We start from the raw sequence: 15,919 nt of genomic DNA, 5'->3' as shown, positions 1-15,919 counted from the left end.
TACGCATTTCACCGCTACACAGGAAATTCCACCACCCTCTACCATACTCTAGCTTGTCAGTTTTGAATGCAGTTCCCAGGTTGAGCCCGGGGATTTCACATCCAACTTAACAAACCACCTACGCGCGCTTTACGCCCAGTAATTCCGATTAACGCTTGCACCCTCTGTATTACCGCGGCTGCTGGCACAGAGTTAGCCGGTGCTTATTCTGTCGGTAACGTCAAGACAGCAACGTATTAGGTTACTGCCCTTCCTCCCAACTTAAAGTGCTTTACAATCCGAAGACCTTCTTCACACACGCGGCATGGCTGGATCAGGCTTTCGCCCATTGTCCAATATTCCCCACTGCTGCCTCCCGTAGGAGTCTGGACCGTGTCTCAGTTCCAGTGTGACTGATCATCCTCTCAGACCAGTTACGGATCGTCGCCTTGGTGAGCCATTACCCCACCAACTAGCTAATCCGACCTAGGCTCATCTGATAGCGCAAGGCCCGAAGGTCCCCTGCTTTCTCCCGTAGGACGTATGCGGTATTAGCGTCCGTTTCCGAGCGTTATCCCCCACTACCAGGCAGATTCCTAGGCATTACTCACCCGTCCGCCGCTCTCAAGAGAAGCAAGCTTCTCTCTACCGCTCGACTTGCATGTGTTAGGCCTGCCGCCAGCGTTCAATCTGAGCCATGATCAAACTCTTCAGTTCAAACATCTTTGGGTTTTTAAGAAACCCTAAACTTGGCTCAGCAATCGTTGGTTACATCTTTGATTTCTCGCGGAGTAACTTGTGATGCTGATAATCTTTTTGACTATCAGTCTGACAGCACAAGCACCCACACGAATTGCTTGATTCAGTTGTTAAAGAGCGGTTGGTTAAGATCTTTCGCCTCAACCGAGGGGCGCATTCTACAGCAGCCTCATTTGCTGTCAAGTGGTATTTTTCAGAAGCTTTCGAAGAATTCTTCAACAACTTCAACCACTTGCGCCTCCGATCACTCGGTAGCGGGAGGCGAATTCTACAGCGTTACACGCTGCTGTCAACACCTCTTTTTCAACTCCTTTCGCGCCTCGATGAACTGAAGCAACCTGCTGCCGAAAACTGCATAACTCATTGTTTATCAAGGAGTTTTCCGTTTCGACTGCGCCGGAAGTGGGGCGAATTATAGACATATAGAATCTGACGTCAACTGCTAATTTGGTTTTTCTATCAATAACCCCAAAACAGCCCTTAATCCCAGCTCTCTATATAGAAGAGCAATGCCCCCCCCTTGAACAACCCCTCCTCCATCACTGCCTCAGGTCCTGCAGCCCCGCGCCATCACCGCCATCGATGTTCACCATCGACCCAATGAAATTCTCTTAAAAATCCTGACGCGTAACATTGGCTCCATACCCACCAAGACATCCCGGAGCACACTCTCATGAAACGCCACCTCATCCTCAGCCTTGCTCTCTCCGTACTGGCCGCCAATGCATTCGCCGCCGACCTCGCACAACCCGTCACCGCCATGCAGCAACCAGCCGTGATCGCCGAAGGTGGCTCCGACCGCCTGCAACAGAACCGCGTCGCCGAAGGTGGCTCCGACCGCCTGCAACAGAACCGCGTCGCCGAAGGTGGCTCTGACCGCCTGCAACAGAACCGCGTCGCCGAAGGTGGCTCTGATCGCCTGACCCAGAACCGTGCATGAATTGCCGGTCGGCAATACTCAACAAAAAGCCCGGCACACTCTGCCGGGCTTTTTTTCGTCTACTTTCTGCACTAGCCCGCGGCTGCGCGCTTCATACACCGCTGATAACGCTCATCGACACGTTTGGCGAACCACGCGGTGGTGAGCTTGCGGGTGATTTTCGGACTCTGTAGCTCGATCCCCGGCAGCACCGCCCTGGGCAACGCCTTGCCTTGCGACTTTTCGGCCAGCGCGAATACCCGCTTGTAGAGTTTGCTGTCTTCGAAAGCCAGGCTGTCCCCCAGCTCCAGTTGATCGCGGATGGTGCTGTTGCGCATATCCAGGCGTTTACCCAGGCTGCGCACTGCAAGCTCAGTCGAGCCCGGCAGCAGCGAACCGTAGCGAATCAAGTCTCCATCCAGGGCCAGGGAGCCGCCGGTCGCGCGATTCAGCGCAGCCTGGAATGCCGCATTGCGGCTGGCGTACCAACCGGCATTGAAATCGGCGAAGCGGTACAGCGGCTGGCTGTAGTTCACCGGGTAGCCAAGCAGATGGGCGATGCCGAAGTACATGCCGCCCCGCCGGGTGAATACCTCGCGACGGATCGAGCCGTCCACCGGGTACGGATAGTTGCGCGCCTGTTTCTCGGCAAACGCAATGCTGACCTGCATCGGCCCACCGGTATGCACCGGGTTGAACCCGCCGAACAGGGTCTTGCCCATAGGCACCCGGCCAATGAAGTCATCGAAGATCGCGCTGAGCTCTTTTTCGCTACGCGCCGCATTCAACCGGTCGCTGTAACTTTTGCCATTGGTCGAGCTGACCTGCAAGGCCCCCCGCACCAGGAGACTGGGGATATGCGCCCTGGCAGCACGGCGGTCGATCTCGTCCCGGGCAATCTTGCCCAGCCCCGGTACTTTCGGGTCAGCCTGAAAGGTCGACTCCTGTTCGGTCACCGCCAGCACCGAGCAGAGGTTCTGCGAGGTGGCAGGGATCTCCTGCGCGGCAAACGCACTATAGATGTCGTTGGCCCAACCTTGCCGGTCCACCGTACTGGCGGGCAGCAAGCGCACGATCTGAGCTTTGACCTGTTCCGGCTTGGGCGCCGCATCGCGGCTACCCTGGCTCGCACACCCGGCCAGCAACAGCAGTGTGGCGAGGCTGATGATCAATTGATTGGCTTGCATGGAGTGGCTCAAGGGTCCTTTTGACCGACCGGGCGAGTGACACGCACTACACTCCGGTGTTTTCCTATGGAAAAGCAAGCCGCGTTGCACTTCAATGAACGATTGCTTGCGGGTGCTCTGACACCCGATCACCGACTGGAGTTCGCTGGCATGCTGACAATGGATTTTCTGCTGACCTCACTGATCGTGGTGCTGATCCCCGGCACTGGCGTGGTGTTTACCCTCTCCACTGCGCTGGCCGCCGGCAAACGAGCCAGCGTCTACGCGGCGCTGGGCTGCACGGGCGGGATCGTGCCGCACCTGATGGCCTCGATGCTGGGCCTGTCGGCGATCCTGCATACCAGCGCGCTGGCGTTCCAGGGATTGAAGTTTGCCGGAGTCGCCTACCTGCTGTACCTGGCCTACGCCACCTGGCGCGATCGCACGGCCTTTGCTATCAGCGATGCTCCGCTCAACCTGAGTGGCGGCACCATCATGCTGCGCGCTGGCCTGCTCAACCTGCTCAACCCCAAGCTGACGATATTCTTCCTGGCGTTTCTCCCGCAGTTCATCACGCCCAACGGGCCGTCGGCCACAGTGCAGATGCTCACCTTAAGCACAGTGTTCATGCTGATGACCTTTGCGGTGTTTGTGATCTATGGCTTACTGGCGAACTTTTTTCGCACAGCCGTCATCGAGTCATCTACCGTCCAGAACTGGCTGCGCCGCGGATTTGCCGCGTCGTTTGCCGCTCTGGGCCTGAACCTGGCGTTTGCCCAGCGCTGAGCCCCCCTTGCATTGGGTGGGGATTTGCCGCCGATTCGGTTCCAGACTTTATTCACGCCCTGACGGCCGCGCGCCATCGTACATTCTAAAAACGTGATCAAGAGATCCACCATGACAAGAGTTTCGTTCGCGAGTTTGCCGCTGCTGGTTATGCTGCTTACCGGCAGCCCTTCGGTGCTTGCCACCGAAGGCAGCGTCGGCAGGCCGATTACTGGCCAGATCGTCTACTCCAACGCTGGGATCATTCCCCCGGAACCCGGCTGGGTGATGTCGATGACCAGTATCTATTACGACGGCGAACTCAGCAGCAAGAAGGCGGCACCGGTGCGCGGCGAAGTCGGTGCTGGCCTGAAGATGAAAGTCTCCTACACCATGACCAACATCACGCGTATCTGGGACACTGGCAAAGGCCCGTGGAACTTCGCCTCGGCGGTCGGCCTGCCCCTGCAGTACACCGACGCCGAAGCCGACTTTACCGGCCCCAGGGGCAACTCCGTCGGCGAGACCGACTACGCTACCCAGTTTGCCGATGCCCTGATCACCCCGATCGCCGCCGGCTACCACTTCAGCGCCACCGATCACATTGCCTTGTCGTTGCCGATCTATGTACCGACCGGCGCCTACGACAAGGATCGCCTGGCCAACGCCGGGCAAAACACCTATACCTTCATGCCAACCATGGCCTATACCCACCTGCTGGGTAATGGCGGCGAGTTGAGCCTGCTGGGCGCGTTCGAGTTCTATACCAAAAACGATGCCACGGATTACCAGAACGGCAGTATCGTTCGTCTGGATGGTCTCTGGACCTACGGCCTGGGCAACGGTTGGGCGGCTGGCGTGGTGGGCGGCGTAATCAAGCAGATGACCGACGACGACGGCCCAACGGCCGACCAGCTGAACGGCTTTCGTGGCCACTCGGCCGGGCTCGGCCCGTACCTGGGCTGGAGCGGCAAGTTTGCCGATGCCCAGGCAAGCGTCAATGCCCGCTGGGTGCCCGAGTTCGACTCCGTCAACCGGCCCGAAGGCGATGGCATCAGTGTCAACCTGACGTTGGCGTTCTTCTAGACCTGACGCCTGCGCGGGACTCTCCACCGAGGGTAACGCCATGCACCGCAGCGACGTACTGATCGTAGGCGCCGGCCCCACCGGGCTGGTGTTGGCACTTTGGCTGAGCAAACTGGGGATCCGTGTGCGCCTGCTCGACAAGACCAGCGCCCCCGGCACCACCTCCCGCGCCCTGGCAGTGCAGGCGCGAACCCTGGAACTGTATCGGCAACTGGACCTTGACCAGGCCGTGGTGCAACAGGGCCACCAGGTACCGGCCGTCAATCTGTGGGTCAAGGGCGAACCCACGGTGCGCCTGCCATTCGCCGCCATCGGCAAGGACCTGACGCCCTACGCCTTCCTGGAAATCTACCCCCAGGATCAACATGAACGACTGTTGATCGAACGCCTCGAACAATTCGGCGTCGAGGTAGAGCGGGACACCGAACTGCTGGGCTTCAGCGAGCATGACGGTGGCATCACCGCACAACTGCGCCTGCCCGACGGCCAGTTGCAGAGCTGTCAGAGCTGCTATCTGGCCGGTTGCGACGGCGCCCGCTCCAGGGTGCGCAAAACCCTCGACATCGGCTTTCCCGGCGGCACCTACCAACAAGTGTTCTATGTGGCCGACGTCGACGGCGCAGGCCCGGCCTTTAATGGCGAATTGCACGTGGACCTGGATGAAGCAGACTTTCTCGCCGTGTTCCCGCTGGCAGGTACCGGCCGTGCGCGACTGATCGGCACGGTACGGGATGAACGTGCCGAGCAGGCCGAGACCCTGCGGTTTGAAGACGTCAGCAGCCGGGCCATCAGCCACCTGAAAGTCGAGGTCAAGCGGGTCAACTGGTTTTCCACCTACCGGGTTCATCACCGAGTCGCGGACGAGTTTCGCCGCGGCCGTGCATTCCTGCTCGGTGACGCCGCCCACGTACATAGCCCGGCCGGTGGCCAGGGCATGAACACCGGAATTGGCGACGCGATCAACCTGGCCTGGAAACTGGCAGCGGTGCTCAACGGCGCCGCCAACCACAGCCTGCTCGACAGCTATGCAATCGAACGCATGGCCTTTGCCCGCAAACTGGTGAGCACCACCGATCGGGTGTTCAGCTTCGTCACAGCCGAAGGCGCCATCGCCGATCTGTTGCGCACCCGCGTGGCGCCGTTGCTGTTACCCAGAATGGCGGCACTGGAGCGGGCTCGCGAGTGGTTGTTTCGCACCGTGTCGCAAATCACCCTGAACTACCGGGCGATGCCACTCAGTGCGGGGCATGCCGGCACAGTGTTCGGTGGCGATCGCCTGCCGTGGGTGCAGGACGCTGACGGCGACAACTTTGCCAGCCTCGCCCTCCCCGCCTGGCAGGTGCATGTGTACGGCGACACCAGCGGGGAAATGCGCGCCTGGTGCAACGAACATCACCTGGCGCTGCAGGTGTTCGCCTACTCACCCGCCCATGCCAAAGCCGGCCTGGCGCGCAATGGGTTCTACCTGTTGCGGCCCGACAGCTACGTGGCGCTCGCCGACCCGGGCGCCGACCCGAAACTCATCGAGCGCTATTTTCACGGCCATGGGATCAAGCCGTTCCTGAGCTGAGCGCGCGCCCGTTGCGGGTCAGATTCCGCTAAGCGCCAGGTCCATGGCGAAATAGGTGAAGATCAGGTCCGCACCGGCACGCTTGATCGCGCCCAGGCTCTCGCGCACCACCCGCTCTTCATCGATCGCCCCGGCGGCCGCGCCGAACTTGATCATCGCGTACTCGCCACTGACCTGATACGCCGCCAGCGGCAACCGCGAGGCTTCGCGAATATCGCGGATGATGTCCAGGTAGGCACCGGCCGGCTTGACCATCAGCGCGTCGGCGCCTTCCTGCTCATCCAGCAATGATTCGCGCACGGCTTCGCGGCGATTCATCGGGTTCATCTGGTAGCTCTTGCGATCGCCCTTGAGCGCACTGCCACCTGCCTCGCGGAACGGGCCGTAGAGGGCCGAGGCAAACTTGGTCGAATAGGCCATGATCGACGTCTGGCTGAAGCCGGCTGCGTCCAGGGCGCGACGAATCGCCTGGACCTGCCCGTCCATGGCCGCCGAGGGGGCAATCACATCCGCCCCGGCACGCGCGGCGGCAACGGCTTGCTGGCCAAGGTTGAACAGGGTCAGGTCATTGTCGACCTCGGCGCCATGCATCACGCCACAGTGACCATGGTCGGTGTACTCGCAGAAGCAGGTGTCGGACATGACGATCATTTCCGGCACCGCGTCCTTGCAGATCCGCGCCATGCGCGACACCAGGCCGTTTTCCCGCCAGGTGTCACTGCCGTTGCCATCGAGGTGGTGCGACACGCCAAAGGTCATCACCGACTGAATACCGGCCCGGGCGTAGCGCTCGATTTCACCGGCCAGTTTCGACTCGGGAATCCGTCGTACTCCCGGCATGCTGGTGATCGGTACGAAATCGTCGATTTCTTCCTCGACGAAGATCGGCAGCACCAGGTCGTTGAGACTGAACTCGGTTTCCTGGAACAGCTTGCGCAGTTGCGGGGTGCGCCGCAAACGGCGTGGACGGGCTTCGGGGAACTGGCTGGACATGAAATTTCCTGGCAGGAGGCCAATGGCCTGGACAAGACAAAAAGTGCTGGAAGCGCGAGCTTATGCCCCTCGCCCCTGCTGGCACAAATGCAGGTAACGCAAGAGTTTATTGCGAAAACGGTAACAATAGAACCCGAGCCCCGTCACCCCCTGACATTTATTCACCGCTCAACTAATCTGGCTAGCACACCCACCCGGGTGACAAACCCCGAAGGATACGGAGTGAGCCCTGATGTTTGAGATACACAACTACGGCAGTTTTATCGCGGCGATCGTGATTTTCCAACTGATCCCCGGCCCCGGCACATTTGCCATCCTCAATGCCACCGCCCGCAACGGCATCGGCGCCGGTTTTGGCGCGGTGCTGGGAACCCTGCTGGGGGACGCGGCCTACATGATTGCAGCTGCCGCCGGCCTGGCAGCGCTGATGACTGCCAACCCGCTGCTGTTCCAAGGCCTGCAGTGGTTCGGTGCAGCGTACCTGTGCTGGATGGGCGTGCAAATGTTGCGCAGCCCCGTGGCGCACAATGACGCGGGGCTGGAACCGCAACGTTCGGCACGCACCTATCTGCGCAACGCCCTGGTCATCAGCCTGACCAACCCGAAAGTCATGCTGTTTTTCGTGGCGTTCTTCCCGCTGTTCATCAGCCCAGGGTCGTCGAGTATGACCCTGGTGGCGATGATGCTCCACGTGACCGTGATCAGCCTGCTGTACCAGGGCGCCCTGGTGCTGATCGGCAACGCCGCGGCCATCCGCTTGAAGGCCCTGCCCCTGGCCCGAACGGTCGCCACTCGAGTGGCAGCCGTCGCACTGATCGGCTTTGGCCTCAAGCTCGCGGCCAATAACCGCTAGCCCAGCGCCCAGGTACGCCACTGCGCCAGGCAGTGGCGTACCGGTTCAGGGCTTGGGAATTTCCAGCCCACGCACTACCGCCGGACGCGCCAGGAAGCGCTCCAGCACCCGCAGCACATTGGGGAAGTTATTGATCCCCACCAGGTCGCCGGCCTCATAAAAACCAATCAGGTTGCGGACCCACGGGAAGATCGCGATATCGGCGATGGTGTAGCGCTCGCCCATGATCCAGTCGCGCCCTTGCAGGCGCTCGTCGAGCACCTTCAACAAGCGGCTACTCTCGGCGACATAACGGTCCCGCGGACGTTTGTCCTCGTACTCCTTGCCGGCGAATCTATTGAAAAAGCCCAACTGGCCGAACATCGGACCGATACCGCCCATCTGGAACATCAGCCACTGAATCGTCTCGTAACGTGCCGCTGATTCCTGGGCCAGCAGTTGCCCGCTCTTGTCGGCGAGATAGATCAGGATCGCGCCGGACTCGAACAGCGCCAACGGCTTGTCGTCAGGGCCGTGAGGGTCGAGGATCGCCGGAATCTTGTTGTTGGGGTTAAGCGAGAGGAACGCCGGGGACATCTGGTCGTTGCTCTCGAAACTCACGCGATGGGCCTCGTACGGCAAGCCGATCTCTTCGAGCATGATCGAGACTTTGACCCCGTTTGGCGTCGGCAAGGAGTAGAGTTGGAGCCACTCGGGGAACTGGGCAGGCCATTTTTCAGTAATCGGGAAGGCTGACAAATCGGTCATAGTGAACATCCAGTGACAATTTAACGGCTGAATTTTGGCCTAACCGGCGGCACACGGCCGGCCTGTACGCGGGCTAGCTTATAGCGAGCCTGCCAACGCCGGCATCTTAAATCGGAAACATTATGTCGCTAACCTTCCGCCACCCTCACCGCTACCCCGGATAAAGTGCGCGCCCGCAGATTCCAATCGAACCAATCGCCCTCAGCGGACTCTGAAGGCAGCGCGCGCGCAAGACGACTCGCCCAACGACATGGAAAACCATCCGAAGCCGGGAGCTTGCGGTGGAAAGGTTTGTCAGCCTTAACCTGAATGTGCTGAAGAACTACTACTTGATGAGAAACCCACTGCAGATCACCCAACGCCTGAAGCAACGCGCCTTCGTGTTCCTCCCTGCACTGCTGACTACCTGCGCCCTGCTCCTGTCGCTGGAGTCGAGCGAAAGTCGCGCCCAGCCGGTTGACGGCACCCAGACCCTGGTGTTTTTGCGCCATGCGGAAAAACCTGCCGGTGGTCTCGGACAACTCAATTGCCAGGGCCTGAACCGCGCCATTGACCTGGCGCAGCTGCTGCCAGAAAAATTCGGCAAGGCCGATTTCGTGTTTGCCGCCAACCCGACCCGCAATGTCGAGGAAGGCGAGCTCGACAACTCCTACAGCTACATCCGCCCCCTGATGACCATCAGCCCGAGCGCAATCAAGCTGGGCCTGCCGGTGAACATCGAGTTTTCCGCCAACGACACCAGTGAACTGGCGGACGAACTGCTCCACGACAAGTACCACAACTCGATCATCTACACCGCCTGGTCCCACGGCTACCTGCCGGAGTTGATCAACAAGGTGGCGCGCGAAGCGGTGGGCAGCAAACAGTCGATCACCGAGGACTGGGAGTCCGGCGACTTCGACTCGATGTACGTCCTGACGCTGACCTGGCACAACGGCAAGGCCACCTTGCAGAGCCAGCATTACAAGCAGGGCCTGGACAACGGCCAGGAGAGCTGCCCGACCTGACAGGGCGGCCACACCAGCGCAGGGCCCAGGGTGAGGTATGATGCGCGACCTGTCTCCCTGGAACCCCTGTATGTCCAACTTCTTAACCACCCCCAACCGGGGCTGGTCGTTCTGGTGCAAGCCGGCCCTGTTCCTGTTGGTGGCCTGCATTGGCCTCTACTACGTCAAGTGGTCGCCGTACTACTTCAAGGCCTTTACCGCTGCCGACAGCCACAGCATTGGCGCTTCGATTCTCAACGACGCGCAAACCGCGCCCCTGGCCGCCGCATTGACGTACGCCAAGGTGTACTTCCTGGCGATCTGGAAGGCCGCGGTCCTGGCGGTGATCCTCGGCTCCCTGTTGCAAGTACTGATCCCGCGGGACTGGTTGCTGCGCCTGTTCGGCCGCGCGGGCTTCGCCTCGACCCTGCGCGGCGGGCTGTTCGCCCTGCCCGGCATGATGTGCAGTTGTTGCGCCGCGCCGGTAGCTGCCGGCATGCGCCGGCAAAACGTGTCCGTGGGTGCGGCGCTGGCATTCTGGATCGGCAACCCGGTGCTGAACCCGGCCACCCTGGTGTTCATGGGCTTTGTCCTGGGTTGGGGCTTTACCGCCCTGCGACTAGTGGCCGGCATCGTGTTGGTGCTGGGGGTTTCGCTGGTGGCCCAGCGCATTTCGCGGCCGGAGCAAGTGCCGCAAGCTGCGCTGCAAGCCGTGGCCAACGTCAGCGCCACGGATTCTCAACCCTTCCTCGGCCGCTGGATTCGCACCCTGTGGCAATTGTTCTGGAGCACCATTCCGGTCTATATCCTGGCAGTACTGGTGCTCGGCGCCGCGCGGGTCTGGCTGTTTCCCCACGTTGACGGGGCGATGGCCGACAGCTTGTGGTGGCTGGTACCGCTGGCCATCGTCGGCACCTTGTTCGTGATTCCCACTGCTGCGGAAATCCCCATCGTGCAGACCATGATGGCTCTGGGTATGGGCACCGGCCCAGCGGTTGCGTTGCTGATGACCCTGCCCAGCATCAGCCTGCCGTCGCTGCTGATGCTGCGCAAAGACTTCGACACCCGGGTGCTGGTGACCGTGGCCCTGCTGACCATGCTGGTCGGCGTGATCTGCGGGCTCATCGGCGCGCTCGTACTGTAAGGCACGTGGCAGGCGCTGGACGGTCAGCGCCTTGCTCTCAAGCCTGCCGGCGGCTGCGTTCGCGCAGGTATTCAAGCACCGCGGCATGCTCGCCCGCGAACTCGATTCGATCCCCCTTCTTCTCGCGCTGGAAGGCGTACATCGGGTCGTAGTACTCGTTCAACAACCCTTCGATCCAATCGCGGTGCAGCTCCACCGCACCACTGCGTGCCTGTTCGGCCAACGCCGCTTCCATCAAGCCGAATAGCCGTTGGTGGCGCTCGCCACCCAGGCGTTTGCTAATGTTGTTCAGGCTGCCCAATAAGCGTTCGGAAAACTGCGCAAAGCCTTGATCGCCATAAACCGCGACAAATTCGGCGCACAGGTCCACCACATAATCACCCAGGATGCGCTCTACCCGCCCCTGCACGCTGTCTTCCAGCCAGACCATCGGAAAACGCTGCATGCCCTGATACAGCGGCAACGGCAAGGCGCAACTGCCCACCATGCGGCTTTCGTCCTCTAGCACAAACTGCTCGATGCCCCTGGCGCGCTTTTTCAGTACATCTACTGCCAGGCGGTTCTCGAAGTCGATATTGGAAGGCTGCCCGCTCGCCCGTTTGCCAAAGCTGGAGCCACGGTGATTGGCATGTCCCTCCAGGTCCAGGCCATTGTTCAAACGCGTGAGGACATCGGTCTTGCCGGTACCAGTCATGCCACCGAGCAAGACGAAATCGCACTGGCCGACGGCCTGGTCGAGCGTATTCAGCAGGAAGGTACGCATTGCCTTGTAGCCACCGCCAACCCGAGGGTATTCGATGCCCGCTTCGTCCTTGAGCCATTGCTGGACGATCTGCGAGCGCAGGCCTCCGCGAAAGCAATACAGATAACCCTCGGGATGGGCCCGCGCGAAATCGGCCCAGGCCTGGATCCTCTCGGCCTTGATCCCCCCCGAGACCAACTGGTGCCCCAGGACAATGGCCGCCTGCTGGCCTTGCTGCTTGTAACAGGTGCCGACACGCTGACGTTCGATGTCGGTCATCAACGGCAGGTTGACCACCCCGGGAAACGCGCCCTTGGTGAATTCGATCGGCGCCCGCGTGTCCATCATCGGCCGCTCGCTGAGAAAGATGTCGCGGTAATCGGTGATATCGACGGGCATCAAATCACCTCGACCGCGTTACTCTGTCGCTCGACCAGTTCACCGATAGGCGCCAGGTCCAACCCCAACTCGGCGGCCACCGCCAGAAATTGCTCGTTGCCCTGCGGTGTCACGGCAACCAGCAAGCCGCCACTGGTCTGCGGGTCGCACAACACACGCTTGTGCAGCTCCTGGACGCGCCCGAGCTTACTGGCATAACTGTCGAAATTGCGCAGGGTGCCACCCGGCACACACCCTTGGTCCAGGTAGTACTCGACACCCGGCAGGCGCGGCACGCGGTCGTAGTAGATGCGAGCAGTCAGCGCACTGCCGTCGGCCATTTCCACCAGATGCCCGAGCAGGCCAAATCCGGTGACATCGGTCATGGCGGTCACGCCGTCAAGCTTGCCGAAGCGACTCCCAGGCTTGTTCAAGGTGCACATCCAGTCGCGAGCCAGGCCCACGTCACTGTCACGCAGCTTGCCCTTCTTCTCTGCGGTGGTGAGGATGCCGATCCCCAACGGCTTGGTCAGGTACAGCAGGCAACCGGCGGTGGCGGTGTCGTTGCGCTTCATGTGGCGCTTTTGCACCAGCCCGGTGACGGCCAGGCCGAAGATCGGCTCCGGGGCATCGATCGAATGACCGCCCGCCAATGGAATACCCGCCTCGTCACACACCGCACGGCCGCCGCGAATCACTTCCCGGGCAATCTCCGGCGCCAGTACATTGACCGGCCAGCCGAGAATGGCAATCGCCATCAACGGATCGCCGCCCATGGCGTAGATATCGCTGATGGCATTGGTCGCGGCGATTCGGCCGAAGTCGTAGGGGTCATCGACAATCGGCATGAAGAAGTCGGTGGTCGAGACCACGCCGCGCTCTTCATCAATTGCATACACCGCCGCATCATCGCGCGAAGCGTTGCCCACCCAGAGTTTCGGGTCGAGGTTCTGGGCGCCGCTGCCGGCCAGGATCACTTCCAGCACCTGGGGTGAAATCTTGCAGCCACAGCCTGCGCCGTGACTGTATTGGGTCAGGCGAATGGGCTCGCTCATGGGGGCACCTCGGCAGATAAAGATCGGCCAGTCTAACAGAGCCCATTGCCCCCACTCGACAACCAGCCCATTGAGGACCGCCGAGCAATTGGAATGAATTTTTCCAGCGACGGGGGATCACTCTAGTACGACAGGGAGGAATAGCGGCACATGATCAACGCAAAATTGTTCGTCATCGAATACACCCTTCACGGTGTGCCCAAGTCTTTCATCATCCGCCAGGAAAAGATGGACAACGCCGAGGCCTGGCACTGGGCCAGTTGCGACGCTGGGGTTGGGCGCATTGGCCGCTTCGGCCGAGAGAAAGTGAAGAAGACCAGCAAGCCGGCGGCGGAGAAGTTCGGCATCGAAAACGTCACGTGGCGGCCCACCAGCTGAAGCGTGCACGACCTCGCCGCGGGCGCCGAGATGGCGCCCACGGTGAGGTCGTAGCCACTAGCCGTGAGTCCCTTTGGCACATTGGCAACCCGCCGTCGTGCAGGCTTCGCCGTGCTCATGATGCTTGGCGCAACCCTCGCAACAGTAGTGCTTGCCATGCCGGACAATCGAATGCTCGCCCAGTTTGCACTTGCAGTTGGGACAGGCGCAGGTGTCTGCTTTCATCAGTCTGACTCCATGGGTGTGGTCGTCCAGAAGCGAACCCAAGGTCGCCTCTCAAGCACTGACCGCACCCACCGACATGCCCTTGCGGCCCTCGCTCCTGATAGAGGGTAGTCGATAAACCTCAGGCGGCCTGCCGGCTACTGCTGCGGTACATCAACACCAGCGCCAGCCCCAGGCAGACCATGGCCAGGAGGCGATTGGTGGACAACTCGATGGGCGGATTACCCAGCCAGCCGAAATTATCGATCAGCATGCCCATGCCCAACTGGCCGACGATCACTGCCACCGTCGCCACCGCCGTTCCGACCCGAGGCACGGCGCCGACCATCACCAGCATATACACCACGCCGAACAGCGCTCCGCTGAGCTGCCACTTCGGCACCTCCAGCAGGCTGACGGCATGGGCCGGCTCGAAGAACAGAATCAGCAAGGCGGTAGTGATGGCTCCCACCACAAAGGTCAACAGGCTACTGCGCAACACACCGACCGCCTGGCCCAGCCGGCCGTTGATCGCTGCCTGCACACTCAATACCGCACCGGCCGCGACGACCACCAGCAACAACCCAAACAGATTCATGTTCAACCCCGCGCAATCAGGACAAGAGCAACAACGATCAGCAGCAAGGCCAACCAGCGCTCCCGGTTGACCGGTTTGCGCGCGGCCCCGAACCAGCCGAAATGGTCGATCAGCACACTCTTGCCAACCTGGCCGGAGAGGATCGCAATCATCGTCATGGCAATCCCGATCACCGGGGTCGCCAAGGTGAGCACCACCACGTACATCGGCCCGAGCAACCCGCCGATCAACTGCCAGCGCGGCAAGCTGCAAAGTGCCGGCCCCGGTTGCGGACCGCTGAACAGCAACACCAGAAACAGGATGGCCGAGCCAACCCCGAAAATGCTCAGGGTCGCCCACAAATGCCCCACCTGGACGCCCAGCGGCCCCAGCAAGCCCGCCTCCACCGACAGGCCCATGCCCGCGAGGATCACCAGCGGTAGCAGCAACAGGCGGGTGAGTGGGTTAGGCCGCGGGGTGACAGCGGCCCCGGTGGCCTCACTGATAGAACCTGAAGACATGACAACTCCTGCAAAGGGTGAAAAGAATGACGGGCATTATCAATTGCCCGACCTTTGCGATAAATGCGACTCTGTCGACAACACTTTTGCGCAACTCGCACAGCAGGCTGCTACATGCAAGGTCTCAACGAACTCAGTTTCAAGGCGCTACGGCTGTTCGTCGCGGTTCTCGATCACGGCAGTTTTTCCGAGGTCGCGCGCCGCGAAGGCCTGGCGCCTTCATCGATCTCGCGGCAGATCCAGTTAATGGAGCAGGCCCTCTGTCAGCAATTGCTTTACCGCCATACCCGGGCTGTGACCCCGACCGAAGCCGGGCGCCTGCTCGGCCAGCATGCCCGCTTGGTGCTGGTGCAACTGGAAGAAGCCGAACAAGCCTTGCAGGAACAGGCCAGCGAACCCAGTGGCCTGGTGCGTATCAACGCGCCAGTGGTGTTCGCCCAGTTGCACCTGTCGCCCTGGATCGCCGAGTTGTGCCAGCGATATCCCCGGCTGCAACTGGATATCCAGCAAACCGACCGCTACGTCGATCCGCTGCAGGAAGGCTGCGACCTGGTGTTTCGCATCGGCGCCCTGCACGACTCCAGCATGCAGGGCCGCGTGGTCGCGCCGCAGCGCTATCACGTCGCCGCCAGCCCAGCGTACCTGGCACGCCATGGCACCCCTCGGCATCCCGCGGAACTGGTGCGGCACCAATGCCTGGCCTACAAGGGTGACTCCGGTCTGCAACGCTGGTTCTTCCGCCAGGACCAGGGCGACTGGACCCCCTATTCGGTCAGGGGTCCACTCACCGGCAACCACGCCGACACCCTGACCCAGGCTGCCGAACAGGGTATGGGCCTGGTGATGTTTCCTTCCTGGCTGATCGGCGAGGCCCTGGGCCGGGGCAAGCTGGTGCAGGTGCTCGGCGACTTCCAGGCATCCAACAGCCTCGAACCCCAGCAGATCGCCATTCTCTGGCCTGGCAGTCGACGCTTGTCGGTGAAAGTGCGCGCGGTGATCGATTTTTTCGTCGAGCGTTTTGGCACGGTGCCCTACTGGGACCAGTAAGGCGCAGCGGGTTTATCGCAGCAGTTGCACGATCAGCCAACTGTTCGCCG

General features: G+C 61.1%; 17 protein-coding genes and 1 rRNA gene (1 of these 18 running past the window's edge). 9 read left to right on the top strand and 9 right to left on the bottom strand.

Annotated elements, in window-relative coordinates; translation table 11 throughout:
• A 16S ribosomal RNA gene (locus PspS04_RS08860) occupies positions 1-696 on the bottom strand (it extends 841 nt beyond the left edge of the window).
• A gap of 715 nt (positions 697-1,411) precedes the next feature.
• Between PspS04_RS08860 and PspS04_RS08855 the strand changes: the two genes are divergently transcribed.
• The gene (locus PspS04_RS08855) at positions 1,412-1,678 is read left to right on the top strand and encodes a hypothetical protein (protein WP_159994669.1); all 267 of its coding nucleotides are present in this window, start codon (positions 1,412-1,414) and stop codon (positions 1,676-1,678) included.
• Between the two features lie 71 nt (positions 1,679-1,749).
• On the opposite strand, the gene PspS04_RS08850 is transcribed toward PspS04_RS08855, so the two are convergent.
• On the bottom strand, positions 1,750-2,844 hold the full coding sequence (locus tag PspS04_RS08850) for a DUF1615 domain-containing protein (RefSeq protein WP_159994667.1): 1,095 nt from the start codon (positions 2,842-2,844) through the stop codon (positions 1,750-1,752).
• A gap of 150 nt (positions 2,845-2,994) precedes the next feature.
• On the opposite strand from PspS04_RS08850, the gene PspS04_RS08845 reads away from it, so the two are divergent.
• From PspS04_RS08845 to PspS04_RS08835, 3 genes are all read left to right on the top strand, one after another.
• Complete coding sequence (locus tag PspS04_RS08845; RefSeq protein WP_159998760.1) at positions 2,995-3,609, top strand: LysE family translocator; 615 nt, start codon at positions 2,995-2,997, stop codon at positions 3,607-3,609.
• Positions 3,610-3,720: 111 nt separating this feature from the next.
• A complete protein-coding gene (locus PspS04_RS08840; RefSeq protein WP_159994665.1) occupies positions 3,721-4,674 on the top strand; it encodes a SphA family protein in 954 nt (317 codons plus the stop codon).
• Between the two features lie 40 nt (positions 4,675-4,714).
• Positions 4,715-6,244: an FAD-dependent oxidoreductase gene (locus PspS04_RS08835; protein ID WP_159994663.1), complete on the top strand. Its 1,530-nt coding sequence runs from the start codon at positions 4,715-4,717 to the stop codon at positions 6,242-6,244.
• A gap of 18 nt (positions 6,245-6,262) precedes the next feature.
• On the opposite strand, the gene hemB is transcribed toward PspS04_RS08835, so the two are convergent.
• A complete protein-coding gene (hemB, locus tag PspS04_RS08830) occupies positions 6,263-7,237 on the bottom strand; it encodes a porphobilinogen synthase (protein ID WP_095167889.1) in 975 nt (324 codons plus the stop codon).
• Positions 7,238-7,469: 232 nt separating this feature from the next.
• On the opposite strand from hemB, the gene PspS04_RS08825 reads away from it, so the two are divergent.
• Positions 7,470-8,090 carry a LysE family translocator gene (locus PspS04_RS08825; RefSeq protein WP_159994661.1) on the top strand — a complete coding sequence of 207 codons (621 nt, stop codon included), beginning with the start codon at positions 7,470-7,472 and terminating at the stop codon, positions 8,088-8,090.
• A 45-nt stretch (positions 8,091-8,135) separates the two neighbouring features.
• Here PspS04_RS08825 and PspS04_RS08820 read toward each other — a convergent pair whose 3' ends face one another.
• Positions 8,136-8,837 (bottom strand): glutathione binding-like protein, encoded by a 702-nt coding sequence (locus PspS04_RS08820; RefSeq protein ID WP_159994659.1) that lies wholly within the window; start codon positions 8,835-8,837, stop codon positions 8,136-8,138.
• Positions 8,838-9,169: 332 nt separating this feature from the next.
• On the opposite strand from PspS04_RS08820, the gene PspS04_RS08815 reads away from it, so the two are divergent.
• Positions 9,170-9,844 carry a histidine phosphatase family protein gene (locus PspS04_RS08815; protein WP_095167910.1) on the top strand — a complete coding sequence of 225 codons (675 nt, stop codon included), beginning with the start codon at positions 9,170-9,172 and terminating at the stop codon, positions 9,842-9,844.
• A gap of 70 nt (positions 9,845-9,914) precedes the next feature.
• The gene (locus PspS04_RS08810; RefSeq protein WP_159994657.1) at positions 9,915-10,967 is read left to right on the top strand and encodes a permease; all 1,053 of its coding nucleotides are present in this window, start codon (positions 9,915-9,917) and stop codon (positions 10,965-10,967) included.
• Positions 10,968-11,004: 37 nt separating this feature from the next.
• Here the strand turns inward: PspS04_RS08810 and mnmH are convergent, their stop codons facing one another.
• Positions 11,005-12,108 carry a tRNA 2-selenouridine(34) synthase MnmH gene (gene mnmH, locus PspS04_RS08805; protein WP_159994655.1) on the bottom strand — a complete coding sequence of 368 codons (1,104 nt, stop codon included), beginning with the start codon at positions 12,106-12,108 and terminating at the stop codon, positions 11,005-11,007.
• Positions 12,108-13,142, bottom strand: a complete 1,035-nt coding sequence (gene selD, locus PspS04_RS08800; protein ID WP_159994653.1) for a selenide, water dikinase SelD — start codon at positions 13,140-13,142, stop codon at positions 12,108-12,110. Before selD ends, mnmH begins: the two co-directional genes overlap by 1 nt.
• A 150-nt stretch (positions 13,143-13,292) precedes the next feature.
• Between selD and PspS04_RS08795 the strand changes: the two genes are divergently transcribed.
• Positions 13,293-13,520, top strand: a complete 228-nt coding sequence (locus PspS04_RS08795) for a DUF6555 family protein (protein WP_095167875.1) — start codon at positions 13,293-13,295, stop codon at positions 13,518-13,520.
• A gap of 57 nt (positions 13,521-13,577) precedes the next feature.
• Here PspS04_RS08795 and PspS04_RS08790 read toward each other — a convergent pair whose 3' ends face one another.
• The 3 genes from PspS04_RS08790 to PspS04_RS08780 form a co-directional block, all read right to left on the bottom strand.
• Positions 13,578-13,745: a metallothionein gene (locus PspS04_RS08790; RefSeq protein WP_095167873.1), complete on the bottom strand. Its 168-nt coding sequence runs from the start codon at positions 13,743-13,745 to the stop codon at positions 13,578-13,580.
• Between the two features lie 121 nt (positions 13,746-13,866).
• Entirely contained in the window at positions 13,867-14,322 is a 456-nt protein-coding gene (locus PspS04_RS08785; RefSeq protein WP_159994651.1) for a DMT family transporter, read from the bottom strand.
• Between the two features lie 2 nt (positions 14,323-14,324).
• Entirely contained in the window at positions 14,325-14,822 is a 498-nt protein-coding gene (locus tag PspS04_RS08780) for a DMT family transporter (protein ID WP_237234968.1), read from the bottom strand.
• Positions 14,823-14,936: 114 nt separating this feature from the next.
• On the opposite strand from PspS04_RS08780, the gene PspS04_RS08775 reads away from it, so the two are divergent.
• Positions 14,937-15,869, top strand: a complete 933-nt coding sequence (locus PspS04_RS08775) for a LysR family transcriptional regulator (protein ID WP_159994649.1) — start codon at positions 14,937-14,939, stop codon at positions 15,867-15,869.
• Positions 15,870-15,919 lie beyond the last annotated feature (50 nt).

This window comes from Pseudomonas sp. S04 (genome assembly GCF_009834545.1).
GTDB lineage: Bacteria > Pseudomonadota > Gammaproteobacteria > Pseudomonadales > Pseudomonadaceae > Aquipseudomonas.
This window is presented reverse-complemented; position numbering and strand designations above follow the sequence as displayed.

Bases quoted from the DNA above. Each gene is read 5' to 3' on its own strand.
- PspS04_RS08820 (WP_159994659.1), bottom strand. From the start codon at position 8,837: ATGACCGATTTGTCAGCCTTCCCGATTACTGAAAAATGGCCTGCCCAG.
- PspS04_RS08845 (WP_159998760.1), top strand. From the start codon at position 2,995: ATGCTGACAATGGATTTTCTGCTGACCTCACTGATCGTGGTGCTGATC.
- selD (WP_159994653.1), bottom strand. From the start codon at position 13,142: ATGAGCGAGCCCATTCGCCTGACCCAATACAGTCACGGCGCAGGCTGT.
- PspS04_RS08780 (WP_237234968.1), bottom strand. From the start codon at position 14,822: ATGTCTTCAGGTTCTATCAGTGAGGCCACCGGGGCCGCTGTCACCCCG.
- PspS04_RS08795 (WP_095167875.1), top strand. From the start codon at position 13,293: ATGATCAACGCAAAATTGTTCGTCATCGAATACACCCTTCACGGTGTG.
- hemB (WP_095167889.1), bottom strand. From the start codon at position 7,237: ATGTCCAGCCAGTTCCCCGAAGCCCGTCCACGCCGTTTGCGGCGCACC.
- PspS04_RS08815 (WP_095167910.1), top strand. From the start codon at position 9,170: ATGAGAAACCCACTGCAGATCACCCAACGCCTGAAGCAACGCGCCTTC.
- PspS04_RS08785 (WP_159994651.1), bottom strand. From the start codon at position 14,322: ATGAATCTGTTTGGGTTGTTGCTGGTGGTCGTCGCGGCCGGTGCGGTA.
- PspS04_RS08840 (WP_159994665.1), top strand. From the start codon at position 3,721: ATGACAAGAGTTTCGTTCGCGAGTTTGCCGCTGCTGGTTATGCTGCTT.
- PspS04_RS08810 (WP_159994657.1), top strand. From the start codon at position 9,915: ATGTCCAACTTCTTAACCACCCCCAACCGGGGCTGGTCGTTCTGGTGC.
- PspS04_RS08835 (WP_159994663.1), top strand. From the start codon at position 4,715: ATGCACCGCAGCGACGTACTGATCGTAGGCGCCGGCCCCACCGGGCTG.
- PspS04_RS08825 (WP_159994661.1), top strand. From the start codon at position 7,470: ATGTTTGAGATACACAACTACGGCAGTTTTATCGCGGCGATCGTGATT.
- PspS04_RS08775 (WP_159994649.1), top strand. From the start codon at position 14,937: ATGCAAGGTCTCAACGAACTCAGTTTCAAGGCGCTACGGCTGTTCGTC.
- PspS04_RS08790 (WP_095167873.1), bottom strand. From the start codon at position 13,745: ATGAAAGCAGACACCTGCGCCTGTCCCAACTGCAAGTGCAAACTGGGC.
- mnmH (WP_159994655.1), bottom strand. From the start codon at position 12,108: ATGCCCGTCGATATCACCGATTACCGCGACATCTTTCTCAGCGAGCGG.
- PspS04_RS08855 (WP_159994669.1), top strand. From the start codon at position 1,412: ATGAAACGCCACCTCATCCTCAGCCTTGCTCTCTCCGTACTGGCCGCC.
- PspS04_RS08850 (WP_159994667.1), bottom strand. From the start codon at position 2,844: ATGCAAGCCAATCAATTGATCATCAGCCTCGCCACACTGCTGTTGCTG.